The 24895-nt window shown below is 45.3% G+C and carries 29 protein-coding genes; 24 read left to right on the forward strand and 5 right to left on the reverse strand.

Annotation, left to right across the window (positions count from 1 at the left end; genetic code table 11):
* Positions 1-130 precede the first annotated feature (130 nt).
* Positions 131-973, forward strand: a complete 843-nt coding sequence (locus MKY10_RS05940) for a YitT family protein (RefSeq protein WP_003245017.1) — start codon at positions 131-133, stop codon at positions 971-973.
* A gap of 18 nt (positions 974-991) precedes the next feature.
* Entirely contained in the window at positions 992-1447 is a 456-nt protein-coding gene (locus MKY10_RS05945) for a BsuPI-related putative proteinase inhibitor (RefSeq protein WP_014479419.1), read from the forward strand.
* Between the two features lie 30 nt (positions 1448-1477).
* Here MKY10_RS05945 and MKY10_RS05950 read toward each other — a convergent pair whose 3' ends face one another.
* The 3 genes from MKY10_RS05950 to yitU form a co-directional block, all read right to left on the reverse strand.
* Positions 1478-1675, reverse strand: coding sequence for a DUF3813 domain-containing protein (locus MKY10_RS05950; RefSeq protein ID WP_003233010.1), 198 nt, complete (start codon positions 1673-1675; stop codon positions 1478-1480).
* A complete protein-coding gene (locus MKY10_RS05955; protein ID WP_017695668.1) occupies positions 1676-1828 on the reverse strand; it encodes a hypothetical protein in 153 nt (50 codons plus the stop codon).
* Between the two features lie 103 nt (positions 1829-1931).
* Positions 1932-2744 carry a 5-amino-6-(5-phospho-D-ribitylamino)uracil phosphatase YitU gene (gene yitU / locus MKY10_RS05960; RefSeq protein ID WP_003233007.1) on the reverse strand — a complete coding sequence of 271 codons (813 nt, stop codon included), beginning with the start codon at positions 2742-2744 and terminating at the stop codon, positions 1932-1934.
* A 120-nt stretch (positions 2745-2864) separates the two neighbouring features.
* Here yitU and MKY10_RS05965 point away from each other — a divergent pair, with 120 nt between their 5' ends.
* The 13 genes from MKY10_RS05965 to MKY10_RS06025 all read left to right on the forward strand — a co-directional run bounded on the left by MKY10_RS05965 (position 2865) and on the right by MKY10_RS06025 (position 16127).
* Entirely contained in the window at positions 2865-3632 is a 768-nt protein-coding gene (locus MKY10_RS05965) for a prolyl oligopeptidase family serine peptidase (RefSeq protein WP_003233006.1), read from the forward strand.
* A gap of 63 nt (positions 3633-3695) precedes the next feature.
* The gene (locus MKY10_RS05970; protein WP_003232998.1) at positions 3696-4004 is read left to right on the forward strand and encodes a metal-sulfur cluster assembly factor; all 309 of its coding nucleotides are present in this window, start codon (positions 3696-3698) and stop codon (positions 4002-4004) included.
* A 64-nt stretch (positions 4005-4068) separates the two neighbouring features.
* Complete coding sequence (locus tag MKY10_RS05975) at positions 4069-4239, forward strand: YqaE/Pmp3 family membrane protein (protein WP_003232996.1); 171 nt, start codon at positions 4069-4071, stop codon at positions 4237-4239.
* A 60-nt stretch (positions 4240-4299) separates the two neighbouring features.
* Positions 4300-5730 carry an FAD-binding oxidoreductase gene (locus tag MKY10_RS05980; protein WP_003232994.1) on the forward strand — a complete coding sequence of 477 codons (1431 nt, stop codon included), beginning with the start codon at positions 4300-4302 and terminating at the stop codon, positions 5728-5730.
* Complete coding sequence (locus MKY10_RS05985) at positions 5730-6269, forward strand: MFS transporter (protein ID WP_003232993.1); 540 nt, start codon at positions 5730-5732, stop codon at positions 6267-6269. Before MKY10_RS05980 ends, MKY10_RS05985 begins: the two co-directional genes overlap by 1 nt.
* Before the next feature lie 206 nt (positions 6270-6475).
* Positions 6476-7513: an N-acetyl-gamma-glutamyl-phosphate reductase gene (gene argC, locus MKY10_RS05990; RefSeq protein ID WP_003232991.1), complete on the forward strand. Its 1038-nt coding sequence runs from the start codon at positions 6476-6478 to the stop codon at positions 7511-7513.
* A 19-nt stretch (positions 7514-7532) separates the two neighbouring features.
* Positions 7533-8753: a bifunctional ornithine acetyltransferase/N-acetylglutamate synthase gene (gene argJ, locus MKY10_RS05995; RefSeq protein ID WP_003232989.1), complete on the forward strand. Its 1221-nt coding sequence runs from the start codon at positions 7533-7535 to the stop codon at positions 8751-8753.
* A 14-nt stretch (positions 8754-8767) separates the two neighbouring features.
* Complete coding sequence (argB, locus tag MKY10_RS06000; RefSeq protein WP_003232987.1) at positions 8768-9544, forward strand: acetylglutamate kinase; 777 nt, start codon at positions 8768-8770, stop codon at positions 9542-9544.
* Complete coding sequence (locus MKY10_RS06005) at positions 9541-10698, forward strand: acetylornithine transaminase (protein WP_113713001.1); 1158 nt, start codon at positions 9541-9543, stop codon at positions 10696-10698. The genes argB and MKY10_RS06005 overlap by 4 nt, the downstream gene beginning before the upstream one ends.
* Before the next feature lie 70 nt (positions 10699-10768).
* Positions 10769-11830, forward strand: a complete 1062-nt coding sequence (locus MKY10_RS06010; RefSeq protein WP_003232984.1) for a carbamoyl phosphate synthase small subunit — start codon at positions 10769-10771, stop codon at positions 11828-11830.
* Positions 11823-14915: a carbamoyl phosphate synthase large subunit gene (locus MKY10_RS06015; RefSeq protein WP_003232982.1), complete on the forward strand. Its 3093-nt coding sequence runs from the start codon at positions 11823-11825 to the stop codon at positions 14913-14915. The genes MKY10_RS06010 and MKY10_RS06015 overlap by 8 nt, the downstream gene beginning before the upstream one ends.
* Positions 14903-15862 carry an ornithine carbamoyltransferase gene (gene argF, locus MKY10_RS06020; RefSeq protein ID WP_003232980.1) on the forward strand — a complete coding sequence of 320 codons (960 nt, stop codon included), beginning with the start codon at positions 14903-14905 and terminating at the stop codon, positions 15860-15862. The genes MKY10_RS06015 and argF overlap by 13 nt, the downstream gene beginning before the upstream one ends.
* Positions 15863-15947: 85 nt before the next feature.
* Entirely contained in the window at positions 15948-16127 is a 180-nt protein-coding gene (locus MKY10_RS06025; protein ID WP_003245356.1) for a YjzC family protein, read from the forward strand.
* A 45-nt stretch (positions 16128-16172) separates the two neighbouring features.
* On the opposite strand, the gene MKY10_RS06030 is transcribed toward MKY10_RS06025, so the two are convergent.
* Positions 16173-16358 (reverse strand): DUF2929 domain-containing protein, encoded by a 186-nt coding sequence (locus tag MKY10_RS06030; RefSeq protein WP_003245236.1) that lies wholly within the window; start codon positions 16356-16358, stop codon positions 16173-16175.
* 248 nt (positions 16359-16606) lie between these two features.
* On the opposite strand from MKY10_RS06030, the gene MKY10_RS06035 reads away from it, so the two are divergent.
* The 4 genes from MKY10_RS06035 (at position 16607) to comZ (ending at position 19230) form a co-directional block, all read left to right on the forward strand.
* Positions 16607-17341, forward strand: a complete 735-nt coding sequence (locus MKY10_RS06035; protein ID WP_003245223.1) for a hypothetical protein — start codon at positions 16607-16609, stop codon at positions 17339-17341.
* An 81-nt stretch (positions 17342-17422) separates the two neighbouring features.
* Complete coding sequence (locus tag MKY10_RS06040; protein WP_003232974.1) at positions 17423-17980, forward strand: hypothetical protein; 558 nt, start codon at positions 17423-17425, stop codon at positions 17978-17980.
* A 90-nt stretch (positions 17981-18070) separates the two neighbouring features.
* Positions 18071-19024: a transcriptional regulator Med gene (gene med / locus MKY10_RS06045; protein ID WP_003245494.1), complete on the forward strand. Its 954-nt coding sequence runs from the start codon at positions 18071-18073 to the stop codon at positions 19022-19024.
* A 14-nt stretch (positions 19025-19038) separates the two neighbouring features.
* Positions 19039-19230 carry a ComG operon transcriptional repressor ComZ gene (comZ, locus tag MKY10_RS06050; RefSeq protein WP_003224559.1) on the forward strand — a complete coding sequence of 64 codons (192 nt, stop codon included), beginning with the start codon at positions 19039-19041 and terminating at the stop codon, positions 19228-19230.
* A gap of 29 nt (positions 19231-19259) precedes the next feature.
* Here comZ and yjzB read toward each other — a convergent pair whose 3' ends face one another.
* Positions 19260-19499, reverse strand: coding sequence for a spore coat protein YjzB (gene yjzB, locus MKY10_RS06055; RefSeq protein WP_003232972.1), 240 nt, complete (start codon positions 19497-19499; stop codon positions 19260-19262).
* Positions 19500-19663: 164 nt separating this feature from the next.
* Here yjzB and fabH point away from each other — a divergent pair, with 164 nt between their 5' ends.
* From fabH to appF, 5 genes are all read left to right on the forward strand, one after another.
* Positions 19664-20602, forward strand: coding sequence for a beta-ketoacyl-ACP synthase III (gene fabH / locus MKY10_RS06060; RefSeq protein WP_003232971.1), 939 nt, complete (start codon positions 19664-19666; stop codon positions 20600-20602).
* Between the two features lie 22 nt (positions 20603-20624).
* Positions 20625-21866 carry a beta-ketoacyl-ACP synthase II gene (fabF, locus tag MKY10_RS06065; RefSeq protein ID WP_003244890.1) on the forward strand — a complete coding sequence of 414 codons (1242 nt, stop codon included), beginning with the start codon at positions 20625-20627 and terminating at the stop codon, positions 21864-21866.
* Positions 21867-21941: 75 nt separating this feature from the next.
* Complete coding sequence (locus MKY10_RS06070) at positions 21942-22727, forward strand: DUF2268 domain-containing protein (RefSeq protein WP_003232967.1); 786 nt, start codon at positions 21942-21944, stop codon at positions 22725-22727.
* A gap of 191 nt (positions 22728-22918) precedes the next feature.
* Positions 22919-23905: an oligopeptide ABC transporter ATP-binding protein AppD gene (appD, locus tag MKY10_RS06075; RefSeq protein WP_003232965.1), complete on the forward strand. Its 987-nt coding sequence runs from the start codon at positions 22919-22921 to the stop codon at positions 23903-23905.
* Entirely contained in the window at positions 23902-24891 is a 990-nt protein-coding gene (appF, locus tag MKY10_RS06080; protein ID WP_003232964.1) for an oligopeptide ABC transporter ATP-binding protein AppF, read from the forward strand. Before appD ends, appF begins: the two co-directional genes overlap by 4 nt.
* Positions 24892-24895 lie beyond the last annotated feature (4 nt).

Genomic DNA, 24895 nt, shown 5'->3' on the forward strand with positions numbered 1-24895 from the left:
CCCTTCTTTCCGTTATCGCTCGTTATCATGAGAGTTAAGCCAACTATATCATATTAATTTGCCAAAATCGTGTTCAAATATTTGTTTTAAGGGAAAACATAATAAAGAAGAAAGAGCGGAGGAACATGCCATGGTACTAGATCAAACAAAAAAATTACTCATCGTCATCATCGGCGCTTTACTCAATGCTGCCGGGCTGAACTTATTTTTGATACCTGCAGATGTATATGCCAGCGGATTTACAGGTGTTGCCCAGCTTTTATCAAGCGTCGTTGATCAATATGCCCCCTTTTACATATCGACGGGAACGCTCTTGTTCCTCTTAAACATTCCAGTCGGTATTTTAGGATGGCTGAAGGTCGGCAAATCGTTTACAGTGTACAGCATTTTAAGTGTCGCACTCACTACTCTGTTTATGGGGATCCTGCCGGAAACAAGCCTGTCACATGACATTTTGCTGAACGCGGTGTTCGGCGGCGTCATTTCCGCAGTCGGTATCGGCTTAACATTAAAATACGGAGCTTCGACAGGCGGGCTTGATATCGTCGCCATGGTGCTTGCAAAGTGGAAGGATAAACCCGTCGGCACGTATTTCTTCATTCTGAACGGGATTATCATCTTGACGGCAGGATTATTGCAAGGTTGGGAGAAAGCATTATATACCCTGGTTACACTATATGTGACAACGAGGGTGATCGACGCCATTCACACTCGCCACATGAAGCTTACGGCAATGATTGTGACGAAAAAAGCGGACGAAATCAAGGAAGCCATTTACGGAAAAATGGTGCGCGGCATCACAACTGTTCCGGCAAAAGGAGCTTTTACGAACGAACAGAAAGAAATGATGATTATCGTCATCACGAGGTATGAACTGTACGATTTAGAAAAGATCGTCAAAGAAGTTGATCCGAAAGCATTTACGAACATTGTTCAAACGACAGGGATTTTTGGTTTCTTTAGAAAAGACTGACGAAAGCAGGTGGAAGTCGTGAAACGGCTGCTTGTGATGCTCCTCCCCGTGCTGCTTTTGATAGGCTGCGGGAAAGATGAGCAGACAGAACCCGATAAGGAGGTATCAGGCGGAATGGAGAATCAAGAGGTTGTTTTATCTATTGACGCAATTCAGGAGCCTGAACAAATCAAGTTTAACATGTCGCTGAAGAACCAAAGCGAACGTGCTATTGAGTTTCAATTCAGCACAGGGCAAAAATTTGAACTTGTCGTGTATGATTCTGAGCACAAAGAAAGATACCGTTATTCGAAAGACAAAATGTTTACGCAGGCTTTTCAAAACCTGACGCTTGAATCCGGAGAAACATATGATTTCTCTGATGTGTGGAAGGAAGTCCCTGAGCCCGGAACCTATGAGGTAAAGGTGACATTTAAGGGCAGGGCGGAAAATCTTAAGCAGGTTCAGGCTGTTCAGCAGTTTGAAGTCAAATAAGAGGCTATGGCGAGTCGCCATAGCCTTTTTTTATTGCAGTTTGTCCAGCTGATTCTGAAATTGATGCAGCTGGCGACGTTCCGCATCTGTCGAATTGGCATACGCAGAAGATACAGCATTTTTGGCTCTCAGAATCGCTTGCTCCTGATCGCCTTCCTCAAAGCCGTTTGTCACCATGACCGCCTGTTGAACAAATGATTTTGCCTGCTGAAACAGTTCATTTCTCATTTAATATTCAACCTGGCTTTCGGCCGAGTCTCGTGCCGCGGCATGCTGGTGAGCTTCTTCTAAAGTAGACCGATATGGAAATCTTGCGGCGTGTAGCCCGATGGAGTCTTTACCCTGCTGAATAAACCTTCTGGATTTGCTTCGTTTACCCATTTTGAGACTGCCCCCTTCCATACTTTGACGAGATGAGTCGTCTTCAATAGTATGGTGGGGTAAAGTAAGGTTTATGAGTGGGAAAAATTAATACGGGCCTTCTTTAAAGTGAGAAATATTCTTTCAAAAACCTTGCCACGCCGTCCTCTTCATTTGTAGCCGTTGTTCGGTTGGCAATCTGTTTGACCGCGTCAATTCCATTTCCCATTGCAACGCCGCAGCCTGCAAATTCAAGCATTTCCAAATCGTTATCCTCATCCCCGAAAGCAATGATCCGCTCCCTCGGCACGCCGTAATAATCGCTGATTTTCTGCAGGCCGACCGCTTTATTCATGCCGCTTTTGATAATTTCAATGACATGCCACGGAGCGGCCCATCTTCTATGGTCGATTACCTCGGCATGCACATCCGATAAATATGAGCGTATTGCCGGCACATCCTCTTCTTTTGCATGTATGAGTACAGACGTCACATCTTCACCGAGATTTTCCCGCAAGTCTCCGACTGTTACATTTGTTGTGTTCATGTTAAAGGCATCTATCAGGTGCTCATCATGGTAATGAAAGTATACGTCGTCAATCACTTCAGCAAGCACGTTATGTACGTTGTAGCTCTCGCTGATATCCACGAGCTGTTTGACAACATCAAGCGGCAGTGACGTATGATACCGTCCCCAGCTGTCGTCTTGCGGATGATGGACAAATGCTCCGTTAAAATTGACAATTGGCGTTGTCAGCTCCATCTGCTGGTAGTACATGGAACTTGAACGATACGGACGGCCTGTTGAGATGCAGACATAATGCCCGTCATCTTTTAGGCGCTGTATCGTATGAAGGGTGTTTTCAGATATGGTTTTATCATCCTTTAATAATGTTCCATCTAAATCTAATGCGATTAAATAGGGTTTTGTCTCCATGAAAAGCTCCTTTAACCTTAGATTTTGCTTGTTTTGCCTTACTTACAGTGTAGCTTTTTACCATCTTTATTGTCTACATGTTACACTTATGATTATGGTTATCCTAAGGAGGGGCACATTGTGATACAAATTGAGAATCAAACCGTTTCCGGTATTCCGTTTTTACATATTGTAAAGGAAGAGAACAGGCACCGCGCTGTTCCTCTCGTGATCTTTATACATGGTTTTACAAGCGCGAAGGAACACAACCTTCATATTGCTTATCTGCTTGCGGAGAAGGGTTTTAGAGCCGTTCTGCCGGAGGCTTTGCACCATGGGGAACGGGGAGAAGAAATGGCTGTTGAAGAGCTGGCGGGGCATTTTTGGGATATCGTCCTCAACGAGATTGAAGAGATCGGCGTACTTAAAAACCATTTTGAAAAAGAGGGCCTGATAGACGGCGGCCGCATCGGTCTCGCAGGCACGTCAATGGGCGGCATCACAACGCTTGGCGCTTTGACTGCATATGATTGGATAAAAGCCGGCGTCAGCCTGATGGGAAGCCCGAATTACGTGGAGCTGTTTCAGCAGCAGATTGACCATATTCAATCTCAGGGCATTGAAATCGATGTGCCGGAAGAGAAGGTACAGCAGCTGATGAAACGTCTCGAGTTGCGGGATCTCAGCCTTCAGCCGGAGAAACTGCAACAGCGCCCGCTTTTATTTTGGCACGGCGCAAAAGATAAAGTTGTGCCTTACGCGCCGACCCGGAAATTTTATGACACGATTAAATCCCATTACAGCGAGCAGCCGGAACGCCTGCAATTTATCGGAGATGAAAACGCTGACCATAAAGTCCCGCGGGCAGCTGTGTTAAAAACGATTGAATGGTTTGAAACGTACTTATAAAGCACTAAGTTATTAACAAGAGCTGAATTTACGTTATACTGTAGAAAAAAGGAGTGAGGGAACGTGGAAGAAGCATTAAAAGAAAACATCATGGGCGCCCTGGAACAGGTTGTCGATCCTGAGCTTGGCGTTGATATCGTGAACCTCGGCTTGGTATATGACGTTGATATGGATGAAGATGGCTTGACGCACATCACCATGACGCTAACATCAATGGGATGCCCTTTAGCGCCGATTATCGTGGATGAGGTGAAAAAAGCATTAGCGGACCTTCCTGAAGTGAAAGACACAGAGGTTCACATTGTATGGAATCCGCCTTGGACTAGGGATAAAATGTCCAGATACGCAAAAATTGCGCTTGGCATTCAATAAAACAAAAAAGGACAGCCTGACATGTGAGGCTGTCCTTTTTTACAGCTGAAAGGAGTGAAAGGAAATGATGTACCTGCTGGCAGTTTTATGCCCGCCGCTTGCTGTTTTGTTTTCGGGAAAACCGTTTCAGGCCTTGCTGAATCTCATATTGACCTGTATCTTTTGGCTGCCGGGCGCGATTCACGCCTGCTTTATCGTCGCCGACCGCCGTGCCGAAAAACGGGCAAGAAGATAATTTGGAAAAATGAGGACGCAGTCATGGTATAATGGTCATAAAAACAGCAGGGAGAGCACTATGAAAAAGAAATTGCTTGCATTCGCGCTTTGTACTGGCGCGTATGCGGCCCTGTTTGCGTACTCTGTGAACTCAGAGCAAAAAACAGCCACAAGCGAGATGACGGATGTCAGCCGCCTGATGCCTGTAAAAATAAAGCAGACAGTGAAAGGGCAGGAAGAGGAAATGCTCATTGACACAGTCAAAGAGGCAAATCGAAAAAACATAAAAATTTCAATCGCCGGGGCCCAGCACTCCATGGGCGGCCATACATATTATGAGGACGGCATCGTTCTCGACATGACGGGCTACAACAAAATCCTGTCACTCGATCAAGAGAAGAAAACCATCAGGGTGCAAAGCGGTGCAACGTGGAATGATATCCAGAAATACGTGAATCCATACGGACTCGCGGTAAAAGTCATGCAGTCACAAAACATTTTTACAATCGGCGGATCTCTCAGCGCAAATGCACACGGACGTGATATTCGCTACGGCTCGCTAATTGATACAGTCAAATCATTCCGGCTTTTAAAAGCTGACGGGATGATTATCACTGTCACTCCAAAAGATGATTTGTTTACGGCGGTCATCGGAGGGTACGGCCTTTTTGGCGTGATTCTTGATGTAACGCTTGAGCTGACAGATGATGAGCTGTATGTCATGAAGACAGAAAAAATGAATTACAGCACATACTCAGACTATTTTTCAAAGCATGTAAAAGGAAATCCAGATGTCCGAATGCATCTGGCGCGAATTTCAACAGCGAAAAAAGGATTTCTGAAAGACATGTATGTCACGAATTACGTATTGGCTAATCATCAGGATCAGCTGTCCTCATACAGCGAACTTAAAGAAGACGAGTATACGGGAGCCACAAAGTTTGCACTCGGCTTGTCAAGACGGTATGAATGGGGGAGGAATTGGCTGTGGGACACACAGCAATCCTATTTCCTGAGCCAGAACGGCACAGAGATTTCACGCAATAACGTCATGCGGTCCGAATCAAAGTTTCTTGAGTATGAAAACAATGACAACACAGATGTTTTGCAAGAATACTTTGTGCCCGTGAAGGAGTATGGGTCCTATATTGATGACCTGAGACAAACGCTGTCGGACGAAGATCTGAACCTGCTGAACATTACGATCCGCTACGTGCAGAAAAATGAAAAGGCCGACCTTTCCTATGCGAAGGACGATATGTTTTCGCTCGTACTATTAATAAACGAGGGCTTTTCAAAAGAAGACCAGGCAGATACCGCCCGAATCATCAGGCGCATGACAGACGTTGCCATCAAGCACGGCGGCAGCTATTATCTGCCTTATATGACCTACCAGACAAAAGCGCAAATGAGACAGGCATATCCGAAAAGTGAAGCGTTTTTTCAGAAAAAACGAACCTATGACCCGGATGAGCGCTTTATGAATTACTTTTATCAGAGGTATAAATAATGGGGAAAAACAAATTAAAATGGCTGACATTATCACAAAGCAGCGTGTTTTTCGCAAGCAGCTTAATCTTTCCGTTTTATATTCTGTTTGTGAAAAATATCGGCTCAAGCTACACACAGTTCGGTTTTTCCTACGGATTGTTCGGGTTGAGCGGAGCGCTTATTTACCCGCTCCTCGGACGGCTGTCTGAAAGGTTTGACAGCCGTTATTTTCTGCTTCTGAACTCGTGGGGGATGGCTGTTCTGCTTTTATATGTCCCGCATATCGGAAGCGTCGTTCAAGTGTATATCGTCCAAGTGCTGTTAGGGCTCTTTGGAGCGATGCAAAAGCATGGAGAAAAAGTGCTGATCGCTAATTTTACAGACAGTGGAGAGCGTGGAAAGAAGATCGGGAATTACCATTTTTGGACAGCTGTCTTTTCAGCAGCAGCCATTATGCTCGGGGGCTTTCTCGCTGACTTTTTCACAGTGCAAATGATTTTTTATGCAAGCTCTATTCTATATTTTTTGAGTGGATTGATGATGATGAAAACAGGCTGACGCGGTCAGCCTGTTTTTTTATGCGGCTGAAATGCGGCACCGCATCAACGTTTTTGTGCTGGAGTCGTGCTGATTTTTTTTGAGCGGAATTCCCATTGAACAGAAAATTTATAAATGAATAAAAATATTAAATATACGATTGAATTAATTTTTATTCATGTTATAATGTTAAATAATTTCACAAAGACCAAGAGGGTGAACTTGTTTTGAAAATAGGAATTGTAGGTGCTACAGGATATGGAGGCACCGAACTTGTCAGGATTCTTTCGCATCATCCTCATGCAGAGGAATGCATACTTTATTCATCCAGCGGAGAAGGGAATGTCTATAGCGAGGGTTATCCTCATCTTACCGGCTTAGCGGATCAGCAGCTGAAGCCGATTGATATGAATACGATCAAACACGAAATAGATATCATGTTTCTCGCTGCGCCGCCCGGAGTATCAAGTGAATTGACTCCAAAGCTGGCAGACGCGGGAATTCCGGTTATTGATCTGTCAGGTGATCTGAGGATAAAAGAACCGGCTGAATATGAAAAATGGTATAAACGGACAGCGGCACCGAAGGCGGTGATTCAAGAGGCGGTATACGGTCTGGCAGAACTGAATCAACTGCAAATTCAACAGGCGAAACTCATTGCCAATCCAGGCTGTTTTCCAACAGCTGTTTTGCTTGGCCTCGCGCCATTGGCTCAAAAGAAACTGCTCGATGAATCTTTCGTTATCGTTGACGCGAAGACCGGTGTTTCCGGAGCGGGAAGAAAAGCATCCATGGGAACTCATTTTTCTGAGCTGAACGACAATTTTAAAATTTATAAAGTCAATGAACATCAGCACACGCCGGAAATTGAGCAGGCGCTGAATGAATGGCAGCCAGGTCTCGGGCCCATTACATTTTCGGCTCACTTGGTTCCGATGACAAGGGGCATCATGGCGACGATGTATACCAGATTAACCTGTGACCTAACCGCAGATGACCTGCATGATTTATATTCGGAATTTTACCAAGATTCATATTTTGTGAGAGTGAGGCCAAAAGGTCAGTACCCGCAAACGAAAGAAGTGTACGGCAGCAATTTCTGTGATATCGCCGTGACCCTCGATGAGAGAACGAACAGAGTCACGATCGTCTCGGTAATCGATAATTTAATGAAGGGTGCCGCCGGTCAGGCAGTGCAAAACTTTAATTTGATGAATGGCTGGAATGAAGAAACTGGACTCACCATCACGCCAATTTATCCATAGAACGGGAGAGAATCGAACCATGATTCAGTTAAGTGAAGATCAAATTGTAAAAGTAACAGGTGATGTATCCTCGCCAAAAGGGTTTCAGGCAAAGGGTGTGCATTGCGGACTGCGCTACTCGAAAAAAGACCTCGGCGTCATTATCAGCGAGACACCGGCCGTGAGTGCAGCAGTTTATACCCAAAGCCACTTTCAGGCTGCTCCGATCAAAGTGACACAAGACAGCTTAAAGCACGGACCGACACTGAAAGCCGTCATCGTCAACAGCGCCATTGCCAACGCCTGCACGGGAGAACAGGGCTTAAAGGACGCATACACAATGCGGGAGAGCTTTGCTTCACAGCTTGGCATTGAGCCGGAGCTTGTCGCTGTTTCATCAACGGGTGTCATCGGCGAGCATTTAGACATGGAAAAAATCCACGCGGGGATCGAACTGCTGAAAGAAACACCTGCGGGATCAGGCGATTTTGAGGAAGCGATTTTAACAACTGATACGGTGATCAAGCAGACGTGCTATGAACTGGCAATCGGCGGCAAAACAGTCACGATCGGCGGAGCGGCCAAAGGCTCTGGGATGATACACCCGAACATGGCCACGATGCTGGGATTTGTGACAACTGACGCGGCAATCGAAGAAAAAGCGCTGCAAAAGGCGCTTCGGGAAATCACTGACGTTTCATTTAACCAAATCACAGTTGACGGAGAAACATCCACGAACGACATGGTATTAGTTATGGCGAATGGCTGCGCCGAAAACGAGTGCCTGACAGAAGACCATCCAGACTGGCCGGTCTTTAAAAAAGCGCTCTTGCTCACTTGTGAGGATCTAGCTAAAGAGATTGCCAGAGACGGAGAAGGCGCGACAAAACTAATTGAAGCCCAAGTACAGGGAGCGAAAAACAATCTTGATGCAAACGTCATTGCCAAAAAGATTGTCGGCTCAAATCTTGTAAAAACGGCAGTATACGGAACAGATGCCAACTGGGGGCGGATCATCGGAGCCATCGGACACTCCGCAGCACAGGTGACGGCAGAAGAAGTAGAGGTTTATCTTGGCGGCCAATGCCTGTTTAAGAATAACGAACCTCAGCCATTCTCTGAATCTATCGCCAAGGAATACCTTGAAGGAGATGAAATCACCATTGTCATCAAGATGGCTGAAGGGGACGGAAACGGGAGAGCGTGGGGCTGTGACCTGACCTATGACTATATCAAAATTAACGCGAGCTATCGCACGTAATAAAGGGGAGCGAAATGAAGAAAACAATCGTTTTTAAATGCGGGGGAAGCGTCATCCGTGAGCTGTCGGAGGAATTTTATCAAAATCTGAAAGAGCTGAGGGCGTCAGGCTGGAAGCTGGCAATCGTACATGGCGGGGGACCGGAAATCACAAATATGCTGAAACGGTTAAATATCAAGACAGAGTTTTCGGGCGGACAGAGGAAAACAACGAAGCCGGTGCTGGAAGTGGCGGAAATGGTTTTATCCGGTTCTGTCAATAAATTTTTCGTTGCTGAGCTTGCCAAACACGGACTGCGAGCCGCGGGCATTTCTGGTAAGGATGGCGGTCTTTTGGAGGCTGATTATCTAGATCCGGAAACATACGGAGAAGTGGGAGAAATCAAAAAAGTCGATGCGTCCATGGTGAACGCGCTGATGGAAAATGGCATCATCCCCGTTATTGCGCCGCTGTCTATGACAAGCGACTGCAAAACGCTGAATGTAAATGCTGATCTGGCTGCTTCAGCAGTCGCCGGAGCGCTTGAAGCCGATAAGCTGATGTTCGTCACGGATGTCGATGGAATCATGAAGGAAAAGCAGCGTCTGGACGTCCTGACCCCTAAGGAGATTCAGATGCTGATCAAGCAGGAAGTGATCACAGGAGGGATGATCCCGAAGGTCAATTCAGCCTTGTCAGCTTTATCAGATCAGGTGTCTGAAGTCATGATCGTAAACGGTAAAGGATCATTCTTCGCAGAACAAACCTTTCAAGGGACAAAAATTGTCAAAGCAAAGGAGGCTGTTTCATGAGCAGCTTGTTTCAAACCTACGGCCGTTGGGATATTGACATCAAAAAAGCAAAGGGAACGTACGTTGAGGATCAAAACGGCAAAACGTACCTTGATTTCATTCAGGGGATTGCGGTATCAAATCTAGGACACTGCCATGAAGCGGTGACAGAGGCAGTCAAAAAACAGCTTGACAGCGTATGGCACGTATCCAACCTGTTTCAAAACAGTCTCCAAGAGCAAGCGGCGCAGAAGCTGGCAGCGCATAGTGCGGGAGATCTTGTCTTTTTCTGCAACAGCGGCGCGGAGGCGAATGAAGGTGCGATAAAGCTTGCCAGAAAAGCAACTGGAAAAACAAAAATCATCACTTTTCTTCAGTCGTTCCATGGCCGCACGTATGCAGGGATGGCTGCGACCGGACAGGATAAAATCAAAACAGGCTTCGGCCCGATGCTTGGAGGCTTTCACTACCTGCCATACAATGATCCTTCTGCTTTTAAAGCTCTTGGGGAGGAAGGCGATATTGCCGCGGTGATGCTTGAAACAGTGCAGGGAGAAGGAGGAGTCAATCCGGCGAGTGCTGAATTTTTATCAGCCGTACAGTCGTTTTGCAAGGAAAAGCAAGCCCTTCTCATTATTGATGAAATCCAGACCGGCATCGGACGGACGGGAAAAGGCTTCGCATATGAGCACTTCGGACTCTCACCGGATATCATCACAGTCGCCAAAGGATTGGGAAACGGCTTTCCGGTCGGCGCTGTCATCGGAAAGAAACAGCTTGGAGAAGCGTTTACCCTTGGTTCTCACGGAACGACTTTCGGAGGAAACATGCTGGCGATGGCTGCTGTGAATGCCACATTGCAAATTGTATTCCAGCCTGACTTTTTGCAAGAGGCTGCTGACAAAGGGGCGTTTTTAAAAGAACAGCTTGAGGCAGAGCTAAAGAGCCCTTTTGTTAAACAAATCCGAGGTAAAGGATTAATGCTTGGAATTGAGTGTGATGGCCCGGTTGCTGACATTATTGCTGAATTGCAGACATTAGGCTTGCTTGTATTGCCGGCCGGCCCGAACGTGATTCGGCTGCTGCCGCCGCTCACCGTGACTAAGGATGAAATAGCAGAAGCCGTCAGCAAGCTGAAACAGGCAATCGCTCATCATTCCGCTGTAAACCAGTGATTTTTTTTCGATATAAAGGCATAAAAATTCATTTTTATAATTAATTATTCATCAAGAGGTGGGCTGTTAGATGGAAGGTTATTTAGTGTTAGAAGATGGGACATCGTTCAGCGGCGAGCTGGACGGTCATGAAAACTGCACGGGAGAAGCTGTTTTTTTCACAGGAATGACAGGCTACCAGGAAGTGCTGACAGATCCATCATATAAGGGACAGATTATTGTATTTACCTACCCGCTGATTGGCAACTACGGCATAAATGAAAAGGATTTTGAAAGCAAGAAACCGCAAGTAAAAGCCGCGGTTGTCTATGAGGCGTGTGATCACTTTTCTCATTATGAAGCGGTATACAGCCTCAAGGAGTATCTACAGAAATGGAATATTCCGCTGTTAACCCATGTTGATACGAGGGCTGTCGTGAAGAAAATCCGGGCAAACGGGACGATGGGTGCGACAGTCACAGCCTCTAAAGAAGGAGCTGAGATTGCCCTTCAACCAGAGAATGTGGCAGAGCAGGCTTCCGCCCAGGAAATCAGCACATTCGGCGACGGGAATAAACATATCGCTCTCATTGATTTTGGCTATAAAAAGTCAATCGCATCATCACTTGTCAAACGAGGCTGCAAGGTTACCGTGGTGCCATACCAGCAAATGGAGGCCGTATACAACATCAAACCCGATGGAATTGTGCTATCGAACGGACCTGGAGATCCGAAAGCCATTCAGCCATATTTAGGAAAGATCAAAAGCATCATCAGCCGCTTTCCCACTCTAGGCATTTGTCTCGGACATCAGCTGATCGCGCTCGCGTTTGGAGGGAATACTTTTAAGCTGCCATTCGGGCACAGGGGAGCTAATCATCCGGTCATCGACCGTAAGACGAAACGGGTCTTTATGACAAGCCAAAACCACAGCTATGTGGTTGATGAACAGTCGATTAATGAAGAAGAGCTCACCATCAGGTTTCATCATGTCAATGATACGTCAGTTGAAGGGCTTGCCCATAAAAAACTGCCTGTCATGAGTGTTCAATTCCACCCGGAAGCCCATCCCGGACCTGCGGAAAGCGAATGGATTTTTGATGATTATCTAAAGAATGTGATACCAGCAAGGAGAGAAATCGCGCATGCCTAAAGACACCAGTATTTCAAGCATATTAGTAATTGGCTCAGGCCCGATCATCATCGGGCAGGCGGCAGAATTTGATTATTCAGGCACTCAAGGGTGCATCGCGCTGAAGGAGGAGGGCTACCGGGTAATTCTCGTCAACAGCAATCCGGCGACAATTATGACTGATGAAGCCTTCGCTGATGAAATTTATTTTGAGCCTCTGACAGCAGAAAGCCTGACAGCCATCATTAAGAAAGAACGGCCTGATGGGCTTCTTGCCAATTTAGGCGGTCAGACCGCGTTGAATTTAGCGGTGGAGCTTGAAGAAACGGGTGTTTTAAAAGAGCACGGCGTCAAACTCCTCGGCACATCCGTTGAAACGATACAAAAAGGAGAGGACCGGGAAAAATTCCGTTCGTTAATGAATGAATTAAAACAGCCTGTGCCGGAGAGTGAAATTGTTGATAACGAGGCCGATGCCCTCCATTTTGCGGAATCCATCGGTTTTCCTGTTATTATCAGACCAGCTTACACATTAGGCGGAAAGGGCGGAGGAATCGCCCCTGATAAAGAAGCCTTTACAGCTATGATTAAGCAGGCGCTATTAGCAAGCCCGATCAATCAATGCCTTGTCGAAAAAAGCATTGCCGGCTTTAAAGAAATTGAATATGAAGTCATGCGTGACAGCAATAACACATGCATTACCGTCTGCAATATGGAAAATATCGATCCGGTCGGCGTGCATACAGGTGACTCTATCGTTGTGGCGCCGTCACAAACATTGACAGACGAAGACTATCAAATGCTGCGGACAGCAAGTCTGACGATCATCTCAGCACTTGATGTTGTAGGCGGCTGCAACATTCAATTCGCGCTTGATCCATTCAGCAAGCAATATTACGTCATTGAAGTGAATCCGCGTGTAAGCCGGTCATCGGCTCTCGCATCTAAAGCGACCGGTTATCCGATTGCGAAGATGGCCGCGAAACTGGCAGTCGGATACACTCTTGACGAGCTGAAAAATCCGCTCACAGGCTCGACTTACGCAAGCTTTGAACCGGCACTGGATTATGTGATCGTCAAATTTCCGCGCTGGCCGTTTGATAAATTCAAAAACGCAGACCGCAAGCTTGGCACAAAAATGAAAGCCACCGGTGAAGTGATGGCGATTGAACGGAATTTAGAAGCGGCGATACAAAAGGCAGCCGCGTCGCTTGAATTAAAAAATATCGGGACACACCTTCCAGAGCTCAGCGGGTTGTCAATTGATACGCTATGGGATTTGGCAATCACTCCGGATGACCGCAGATTTTTCGTTGTCATGGAGCTGTTGAGCCGCAGCGTCTCGATTGATGACATCCATGAAAAAACAAAAATTGATCCGTTTTTCCTTCATACCTTTGACAACATCATCAAATTGGAAAACCGCCTGATGGAAGCAGGGAGCGATCTCTCTTTTGAATTATTGAAGAAAGCAAAGGAAAAGGGATTCTCAGACGCAACGATTGCCTCGCTGATCAGCAAAACAGAAGAAGAGGTGCGCGCGCTTCGCAAGGAGATGGGCATTACGCCTTCCTTTAAAATCGTAGATACATGCGCGGCAGAGTTTGATGCGAAAACAAACTATTTTTACTCCACATATTTCGGAGAGACCGATGGAGACATCAGCCGCAAAGAGAAAAAACGCGCGCTCATTATCGGATCAGGCCCGATTCGGATCGGCCAAGGCGTTGAATTTGATTACAGTGCTGTTCACGGTGTGCTGACACTGCAAGAGCTTGGGTTCGAAACCATCATGATTAACAATAACCCGGAAACTGTCAGCACCGATTATGAAATTGCGGACCGCCTGTATTTTGAACCGATGACAACGGAGCATATTGTAAACGTGGCGGAGCAGGAAAATATTGATTTTGCAATTGTGCAATTTGGCGGTCAAACTGCAATCAATGCTGCTGAAGCGCTCGAAAAAGCCGGCATTACTCTTCTTGGCACATCATTTCAAACGCTCGACGTGTTAGAGGATCGGGATCAATTTTATCAGCTTCTTGACGAGCTGGGATTGAAGCACGCAAAAGGAGAAATTGCTTATACAAAAGAAGAAGCCGCTTCAAAAGCGAGTGAGATCGGCTATCCGGTGTTAATCCGCCCATCTTACGTTATCGGCGGAATGGGCATGATCATTGTTGACTCGCAAGCCCAGCTTTCTCAGCTGCTGAATGATGAGGACAGCATGCCATACCCGATTTTAATTGATCAGTATGTGTCTGGAAAGGAAGTCGAAATTGATTTGATTTCCGACGGCGAGGAAGTCTTTATCCCGACATATACCGAGCATATTGAACGGGCAGGTGTCCATTCAGGGGACAGTTTTGCCATTCTTCCCGGACCGTCCATCACGAGCGGGCTGCAGCAGGGCATGAAAGATGCGGCACAAAAAATTGCCCGAAAACTTTCATTTAAAGGCATCATGAACATTCAATTTGTGATCGACAATGGAAACATACTCGTTCTTGAAGTGAATCCGAGAGCGAGCCGCACGGTTCCTGTCGTCAGCAAAGTAATGGGCGTTCCGATGATTCCGCTCGCCACACGTCTGCTGGCGGGAGCGTCCTTAAAAGATCTAAATCCGGCAGTTCAAAATCATCATGGAGTTGCCGTGAAGTTCCCTGTTTTTTCTTCTCATGCGATCCAGGATGTGGATGTCAAGCTTGGACCGGAAATGAAATCAACGGGAGAAGGCATGTGTGTCGCATATGATTCTAACAGCGCCTTGAAAAAAATCTATACAAGAGTCTGGAGTCAAAAAGGAAGCATTTATTTGCAAAACGTTCCGGAAGATGTGAAGGAGTTAGCAGAAAACGCAGGTTTTACAATACATGAAGGAACATTTGCCTCATGGATGGAACAGGAAGGAAACTCGCTCCACATTAATCTGAGCGGTTCTGAAGAAGCACGCAAAGAACGTTTGGAAGCCATGACGCACGGCATCCCCGTCTTTACAGAAGAAGAAACTGTGCGGGCGTTTTTACAAAGCGGTTCAGGCCATCCGCAGCCTGTATCTCTCAAAGACCTCTATAAAAAGGAAGTGGCATCATGCACACAGTGACGCAAACCAGTTTATACGGAAAAGATTTATTAACGTTAAAGGACCTTAGTGAAGAAGATATAAACGCCTTGCTCGCAGAAGCCGGTGAGCTGAAACAAAACAAAATTCAGCCTATATTCCATGGCAAAACCTTGGCGATGATTTTTGAAAAATCATCAACGCGGACCCGTGTTTCATTTGAAGCGGGCATGGCGCAGCTGGGCGGGAGCGCCCTCTTTCTAAGCCAGAAAGATCTGCAGCTGGGGCGCGGTGAGACTGTCGCTGATACGGCAAAAGTGCTGTCAGGCTATGTGGATGCCATCATGATCCGGACCTTTGAACATGAAAAGGTGGAGGAACTTGCCAAAGAAGCTGACATTCCGGTGATCAATGGACTTACCGATAAATACCACCCATGCCAGGCGCTGGCGGATCTCTTGACGATTAAGGAGATAAAAGGGAAGCTTAAAGGCGTAAAAGTCGCGTACATCGGTGACGGAAATAACGTGGCGCACTCCTTGATGATCGGCTGCGCGAAAATGGGCTGTGATATCTCGATCGCTTCACCAAAGGGATATGAAGTGTTAGATGAAGCAGCTGAAGCGGCAAAGACATATGCACTTCAATCCGGCTCTTCTGTCACGCTGACAGATGATCCGATTGAAGCTGTAAAAGACGCGGACGTGATTTATTCTGATGTGTTTACAAGCATGGGGCAGGAAGCGGAAGAGCAAGAACGTCTTGCTGTCTTTGCGCCTTATCAGGTGAATGCGGCGCTGGTCAGCCATGCCAAGCCTGACTATACATTTTTACATTGTCTCCCTGCGCATCGCGAGGAAGAAGTGACTGCGGAGATTATTGACGGGCCGAACTCTGCAGTGTTCCAGCAGGCGGAAAACCGTCTTCATGTGCAAAAAGCACTGCTGAAGGCCATTTTATATAAAGGGGAATCATCAAAAAACTGCTGAGCCAAACTCAGCAGTTTTTTTGATGGCAACATATTCACAGCCGCTTAGGCGCATACTACAGCAAAAAGGAAAAGGAGGAAAAACAGTGGGACAGCAGCACCAATTCCGGCCCGGACAGAAAGCGCCTAATAACGGTGTCTACGTAGAAATCGGCGAGACAGGGAGCATGGTTAAAAACCCTCAAAAGGTCCATCTGTCAGCAGGGGAAATGTTCCCCGAAACATCAAACCACAACCGGCTGTGGACCTACAAAAGAAAGCCGTGACCACTAAAAAACCCAAAACAATAAATGTTTTGGGTTTTTGGCTTTTTAATGCTGGCTTGCATTTTTGTTCATAGGCATGATTTCTGCTAAAACCATGATTAAGACATACAGTACAACAGCAATGACAGATGATGTTTTGAAATTATACGTAACGCTGTTCATGCTTGCAACCAAGTAGCATGCCATATGTGATAAAAGGAACGTCCAAATAAAGGCAATAATATATCGCACGTTTCCACCTCGTCCTTCTCATTCTATTCTAAAAGTTATCATACCATACAAAAAGCGAAGGGGGAATCCAATTTTAGCAGAAAGTGAGGTGACAAAAGAGTCTGATTCGTCACACTTTAATGGTAAAATATAAAACGTCAATCAGTATAATAGCCAAAAATGTAAAAGGCTAGGACTTTACCTTATTCGTTTCTTTTCTATTTACATAAGATAGCGTGAGATGAAGTGTGAAAGGAGGCGGGCAAGCGATGGGAATAACGGAAAGATACTTTCAACTGGGAACGGAGCATAATGTCATTCATCTGCCCTATCGCCCGAACGGCTTCGGCATCTTTATCTTGGGGGACAGAACCCACTTTGTCGGACATGATTCAAGCTTTTGGCAGCAGCATTATGGCAGAAATCAGCTTCTGAGCATGTTGATGAATGAAGGATACACTCTTTTTAACAGCAATCTGTTCGGAAGGCATTGGGGGGCGGAAAAAGCAGTCACCTATGCCAAACAGCTGATACATTCTGTGCTGAAGCAGGAAATCCTCAATCCGAAGATTCATATTTTAGCAGAAGGCATGGGTGCTCTCGTGGCCGATGAACTGCTTCGTTTTTCCCCGGATCATATCCGCTCAGCCGCAATGTTGAATCCTTGTCTCGATCTTCAGGCACATTATGAATCGGAAAAAGAAAATAAATTTTTCTATAAGCAATTTTTGAAAGAAGTATCGAAAAGCTACGGAATTTCTGAAAAAGAAGCGGAAGCGATTCGTTATAAAACAATTCAAAGCTACCCGAGCGGCGTACCGGTTCATATATGGCAGCGTATGACCGGAGCTCCATATCCCTACAGCGTACATGCGGAAGTTTTCAAGGAAAAACAGCAAAAGCAAGGCTCACCGGTCGACATGACATTTCATTTATTTGAGCATCCAAGCAGAATTTATGCATCAATTTGCAAATTCTTTCATAGTCATGAAAAAGAATTATAGAGAATATAATGACAACAGCCTTCTCTTTTGCGGAGGCTGTTTTGTTTTGGGAAATGAAAAACCGGAAGGGCGGCAGATGCAATGGAATCAACGCTGATTGTAGGTGCGGACGAATTTTTCGGCCTTTCATTATGTGAGCGAATGATGGATGAAGGCATACATGTTGACGTTGTTCTGGCGGAAACAGAAGATAAAATGAGACAAATGTACTTAGAAGAAAGACTCATGTGGCTTGGGAGAAATGAACTCTTTCGCCAGCTTGAACACATTGGAGACCAAAATTATGATACAATTTGTATCCAGTTCGGAAGTTTTTTGCCTTTAGACCAATATGATTCTCCTTATATTTTAGTATATGAAGAAGACCGAAAAGAATGGGATAAACGTGAAAAAACAGGCTCGGAAAAAACCGTGATCCTGCCGAAAATGTACGGGCCATGGAAAGAAGAAACAGAGGAAGACGGCTATTACACAAACGACGTGGCTGACGAGTTGCTGAGATTCCTGTTAGAACCAAGCCGTCATAGCAAAGATCAGCTTTTTGAATTGCAAGTCACAGAGAAAACCTCAAAAGAAGAAGCAAAAACAAAAATTATCGAGTGGAAAAGACAATTTTCATCAATTTTCGACAAATATTAAGAAAAACCTTCCATGTTTCGAGTTTTCTAGATACAATAAACGTATAAAAATAATACATGTTATAGCTTGTCAAAAGGAGTTGAACATGACTTGATCACAAGGCTTGTCATGATCTTTTCTGTCCTCCTTTTATTGAGTGGATGTGGACAAACTCCGTTCAAAGGAAAAATTGAGAAGGTCGGCATGCTCTTTCCTGATACGATTAATGACCTCGTATGGGGCACAAAAGGGTATAAAGGATTACTGAATATACAATCCAAATACAATGTGGACGTCTATTATAAAGAAGGCGTTAAAACAGAAGAAGATATCATAAATGCGATTGAGGATTTTCATAAGAGGGGCGTCAATCTGCTCTACGGCCATGGGAGTGAATATGCTGAGGTGTTTAACTTGGTCGGCGAAGATTATCCAGATATGGAATTCGTCATTTCCAATGCGAAAGCGAAAGCTGATAATGTAACAAGTGTCCATTTTAGCGGGGAAGCAATGGGCTTTTTTGGAGGAATGACTGCTGCCCATATGTCGAAAACGAATCAGGTCGGTGTAATTGCTTCCTTTACGTGGCAGCCTGAGGTTGACGGTTTTATCAAAGGGGCCAAGTATGAAAATCCGGATATAGAGGTAAATACGAAATATACGGATCATTGGGATGATGATACAACAGCAGTAAAGCTTTATCAGAAAATGAAGAACGAAGGCGCGGATGTTGTGTATCCCGCCGGAGACGGGTATAATGTTCCTGTTATTCAGCAAATCAAAAAAGACGGTCTTTATGCCATAGGCTACGTCACAGATCAATCGGATCTGGGCGAGAATACCGTATTAACCAGCACGGTGCAAAATGTGGACAAGGCCTATGAAATCATTGCTGAACAATTTAATAAAGGCACCCTTGAGGGCGGCGATCATTACTACGACCTGAACACGGGAGTCGTTGAGATGGGAACATTCAGCCCGCTCGTCGATCAAGACTTTCAGCAAAGAATCGCCAAGCTGATCAAAACATACAACAAAACAGGCGAGCTGCCAAAAAACGAGTAATGGAGTGACGTCACATGCAGCACGAAAAATCACTTGAATTCTTGCAAATTGCCATGAAATATCTCCCTGAAGCGAAAGAACAGCTTGAGAAATCAGGCATTGAGCTCTCAATGGAGGCCATCCAGCCGTTTATGAATCTATTTACAACGGTAATGGCGGAAGCTTATGAGCTTGGCAAGTCTGACGCTAAATCTGAAACAGAATAAGAAGAAGCCACTTTTTTGAAAGTAGCTTTTCACATGATTTTCTTTTTAATAGCGGAGAGCATGGGCGCAAGCTCCTTTAAAGCGGGCTTGATTTGATCAAGAGAGTTCATAATTGAACCGATTTGGTCCATAATATGCATGTAATTAATCGTCTCTTCGTCGTTTGTCTGAGAAACCTGAGAAACTTCCTCTTGCTGTTCCTCCTCCTTCTCTTCTGTTGGTTTTGCTGCATCGCCGAACATCATTCTTGAAAACACATCCAACTGCATACGCCTCCTTTCCATATACCATACTCTATGAGTAAGATGAACTGATAGTTTAGACGAATATATTGCCATGTGAAAAAAAATAGGATAGAATTAGTACCTGATACTAATAATTGATCACAACCTGATTGATCTTCTAAATTTAAGATATAAAGGAGTCTTCCCTAATGAAAGCTGGAATACTTGGTGTTGGACGTTACATTCCTGAGAAGGTTTTAACAAATCATGATCTTGAAAAAATGGTTGAAACTTCTGACGAGTGGATTCGTACAAGAACAGGAATAGAAGAAAGAAGAATCGCAGCAGATGATGTGTTTTCATCACATATGGCTGTTGCAGCAGCGAAAAATGCGCTGGAACAAGCTGAAGTGGCTGCTGAGGATCTGGATATGATCTTGGTTGCAACTGTTACACCTGATCAGTCATTCCCTACGGTCTCTTGTATGATTCAAGAACAACTCGGCGCGAAGAAAGCGTGTGCTATGGATATCAGCGCGGCTTGTGCGGGCTTCATGTACGGGGTTGTAACCGGTAAACAATTTATTGAATCCGGAACCTACAAGCATGTTCTAGTTGTTGGTGTAGAGAAGCTCTCAAGCATTACCGACTGGGAAGACCGCAATACAGCCGTTCTGTTTGGAGACGGAGCAGGCGCTGCGGTAGTCGGGCCAGTCAGTGATGACAGAGGAATCCTTTCATTTGAACTAGGAGCCGACGGCACAGGCGGTCAGCACTTGTATCTGAATGAAAAACGACATACAATCATGAATGGACGAGAAGTTTTCAAATTTGCAGTCCGCCAAATGGGAGAATCATGCGTAAATGTCATTGAAAAAGCCGGACTTTCAAAAGAGGATGTCGACTTTTTGATTCCGCATCAGGCGAACATCCGTATCATGGAAGCTGCTCGCGAGCGTTTAGAGCTTCCTGTCGAAAAGATGTCTAAAACTGTTCATAAATATGGAAATACTTCTGCCGCATCCATTCCGATCTCTCTTGTAGAAGAATTGGAAGCCGGTAAAATCAAAGACGGCGATGTGGTCGTTATGGTAGGGTTCGGCGGAGGACTAACATGGGGCGCCATTGCAATCCGCTGGGGCCGATAAAAAAAGGTGAGGTGCACACAAGATGACTAAAAAAAGAGTAGTTGTTACAGGACTTGGAGCATTATCTCCACTTGGCAACGACGTCGATACAAGTTGGAATAACGCAATCAACGGTGTGTCCGGAATCGGTCCGATCACTCGTGTTGACGCTGAAGAATATCCGGCAAAAGTTGCCGCTGAATTAAAAGATTTTAATGTTGAAGATTATATGGATAAAAAAGAAGCCAGAAAAATGGACCGCTTTACACAATATGCGGTTGTGGCTGCGAAAATGGCGGTTGAAGATGCAGATCTTAACATTACCGATGAGATCGCGCCGAGAGTCGGTGTTTGGGTAGGCTCCGGTATCGGAGGACTTGAAACACTAGAGTCTCAATTTGAAATCTTCTTAACAAAAGGCCCAAGACGGGTAAGCCCGTTTTTCGTGCCAATGATGATTCCTGACATGGCGACAGGCCAGATTTCTATTGCATTAGGAGCAAAAGGGGTGAACTCTTGTACGGTTACAGCATGTGCTACAGGAACGAACTCCATCGGTGACGCGTTTAAGGTTATTCAGCGCGGTGATGCAGACGTGATGGTCACAGGCGGAACAGAAGCGCCGCTGACAAGAATGTCATTCGCCGGCTTTAGTGCCAACAAAGCGCTGTCTACTAATCCAGATCCGAAAACAGCGAGCCGCCCGTTTGATAAAAACCGTGATGGCTTTGTCATGGGGGAAGGTGCAGGGATTATCGTTCTTGAAGAACTTGAGCATGCCCTGGCCCGCGGCGCTAAAATTTACGGAGAAATTGTCGGCTACGGCTCAACCGGAGACGCTTATCATATCACAGCGCCGGCCCAAGACGGTGAAGGCGGAGCGAGAGCGATGCAAGAAGCCATTAAAGATGCAGGCATTGCACCTGAAGAAATTGATTACATCAATGCTCACGGGACAAGCACGTATTACAACGACAAATACGAAACAATGGCGATTAAGACCGTTTTTGGCGAGCATGCGCATAAACTTGCGGTAAGCTCTACAAAATCGATGACAGGCCACCTCTTAGGAGCAGCCGGCGGTATTGAAGCCATTTTCTCTATCCTGGCCATTAAAGAAGGCGTGATTCCGCCGACAATCAATATTCAAACACCTGACGAAGAATGTGATTTGGATTATGTGCCTGATGAAGCCCGCAGACAGGAACTTAATTATGTTCTCAGCAACTCATTAGGATTCGGCGGACACAACGCAACATTAATCTTTAAAAAATATCAATCATAATCAAGCCAAACCGGCTGCCCTTAAAGGGTAGCCGGTTTTTTTTGTGTGCATAGGATTAAAAGAGGAGGCGATCACATGAGTGTAGAACAAACATATAGCTGGCTCAGGAAGGCCGGTTCAATAGATGATTTGGCGCATTACATTATCCCGCTTTTTTCAGGTGCGGAGAAAAAGAACTGGAAGGGCATTCTGGGGCATCTTCAGCATCATGGGATGTTTAAAAACATAAAAGAGGGTATTCAGACGGTTTCCAAGCTGAAGGAAAAAGGTTTTTACGGACATATCCAAAAGGAAGAACAGTACCTCAAAAACAAATGGCAAGGTCCTGATGTACCAATTGTTACGCTGCCGGTTGATGAACGAAACAGGAGAATCCGTTTAGAATTCGGATCAAAATCAGGACTCGCCTTTCAAGACAAAATGTTCCTTTTTCTTTCGTCAGATTTAGATTTTGGGTCGGTATCTGCCCTTATGACGCATGAGTATCATCACGTTTGCCGGTTAGGTCATCTGACAAAAGAGGAAAAGGATGTCACATTACTTGATACAATCATCATGGAAGGGCTGGCGGAATATGCTGTTTATGAGAGGTTCGGCCGAAGTCAAACGGCTGAATGGACGACTTGGTATACACCGGAACAGCTTCAGGCTTTATATGAAAAAAAGATTGCGCCCCATCGGGATATCAAACGGGATAATCGATTATTTCCCCAGCTGTTATTCGGCAAAGGATATCAGCCAAAAATGCTTGGATACGCAGTTGGATTCAATATTGTAAAAAAATATTTAACCGCCAGCAAGGCAAGCACCGCAGACGGGCTGTCCATTCCTGCTGAGACCTTTTTGGATGCAATGCTTTAAAAGGATAAAATAATGGAATTTCATTAATAATATTACATTTATCCTAAAAAATTCTTGATTTTGCAAAATGATTGTAATAATATACAACTATAAAATTTTTCGATAATTCAATATTATTTATTATTTCTGAATAAAGGGATTGCTTTCTCTTGAAAACGTTTGACAACAAGAGGGGGGAAAGGGGAGCTAGCATGAGCACACTTTTAGAAGTGAATAATTTAAAGACTTATTTTTTCAGGAAAAAGGAGCCGATCCCTGCGGTTGACGGAGTCGATTTTCACATCAGCAAAGGCGAAACCGTCGCGCTTGTAGGTGAATCGGGCTCCGGAAAAAGCATTACTTCTTTATCAATTATGGGCCTCGTCCAAAGCTCAGGCGGAAAAATCATGGACGGCTCTATTAAACTCGAAGACAAAGACCTCACCTCATTCACTGAAAACGATTATTGCAAAATCCGCGGTAACGAAGTATCCATGATCTTTCAGGAACCAATGACCTCCCTTAATCCGGTGTTAACAATCGGAGAACAAATTACCGAAGTGCTGATTTACCATAAAAACATGAAGAAAAAAGAAGCCCGTCAACGAGCTGTTGAACTCTTGCAGATGGTCGGTTTCTCCCGGGCGGAGCAAATTATGAAGGAGTACCCGCATCGGCTGTCCGGCGGTATGAGACAGAGGGTGATGATTGCCATCGCACTGAGCTGTAATCCTAAACTGCTCATTGCTGATGAACCAACGACAGCGCTGGACGTGACAATACAAGCCCAGGTGCTGGAGCTCATGAAAGATCTCTGTCAGAAGTTCAATACATCGATTCTTCTCATCACACACGACTTAGGTGTCGTGTCTGAAGCTGCCGATAGAGTGATTGTCATGTACTGCGGACAAGTCGTAGAAAACGCCACTGTTGATGACTTATTTTTAGAACCGCTTCATCCGTATACAGAAGGCCTGCTTACGTCAATTCCTGTTATAGATGGAGAGATTGATAAATTAAATGCGATTAAAGGCAGTGTGCCTACACCGGATAATCTGCCGCCGGGGTGCCGTTTTGCCCCAAGGTGCCCGAAAGCTATGGATAAGTGCTGGACAAATCAGCCTTCGCTTTTGACACACAAAAGCGGAAGAACGGTGAGATGCTTTTTATATGAGGAAGAGGGTGCCGAACAATCATGACAGCAGCTAATCAAGAAACAATCTTAGAGCTTCGTGACGTAAAAAAATACTTTCCGATCCGGTCAGGCCTTTTTCAAAGAAAAGTCGGTGATGTAAAAGCGGTGGATGGTGTTTCATTTTCGTTAAAAAAAGGAGAAACACTCGGAATCGTTGGAGAGTCGGGCTGCGGAAAATCGACTGCCGGCAGAACGATGATCAGACTGTACAAACCGACAGAGGGCCAAATTCTTTTTAAAGGGCAGGATATTTCCAATCTGTCAGAGGAGAAGCTGCGGAAGAGTGTCCGCAAAAATATTCAAATGGTTTTCCAAGATCCATTTGCTTCGTTAAACCCGAGAAAGACCCTGCGTTCCATCATAAAGGAGCCGTTTAATACGCACAACATGTATACCATGCGTGAACGAAACGAAAAAGTTGAAGAGCTGCTTGCAAGAGTAGGGCTTCACCCGTCGTTTGCCGGCCGTTATCCCCATGAGTTTTCAGGCGGCCAGCGTCAGCGGATCGGCATTGCCAGAGCACTCACTTTGAATCCAGAGCTGATCATTGCAGATGAGCCGGTTTCCGCACTTGATGTATCCATTCAGGCCCAAGTGATTAACTTGATGGAGGAATTACAGGAAGAATTTAATCTTACGTATCTATTTATCTCTCATGATCTGAGTGTCGTCCGCCATATCAGCGACAGAGTCGGAGTAATGTATCTTGGCAAAATGATGGAACTGACCGGCAAGCATGAGCTTTATGACAACCCGCTTCACCCATATACCCAAGCGCTTTTATCCTCCGTTCCGGTTACAAGAAAAAGAGGTTCTGTCAAACGTGAACGCATTGTCCTGAAGGGAGAACTGCCTAGTCCGGCCAACCCGCCAAAAGGCTGCGTATTCCACACAAGATGTCCTGTTGCAAAACCGATATGCAAGGAACAAATACCAGAATTTAAAGAAGCTGCTCCCAGCCACTTTGTGGCTTGTCACCTTTATAGCTAATGTT

This window comes from Bacillus sp. FSL P4-0290 (assembly GCF_037975435.1).
In the GTDB taxonomy this organism is placed as follows: Bacteria; Bacillota; Bacilli; order Bacillales; family Bacillaceae; genus Bacillus; species Bacillus subtilis.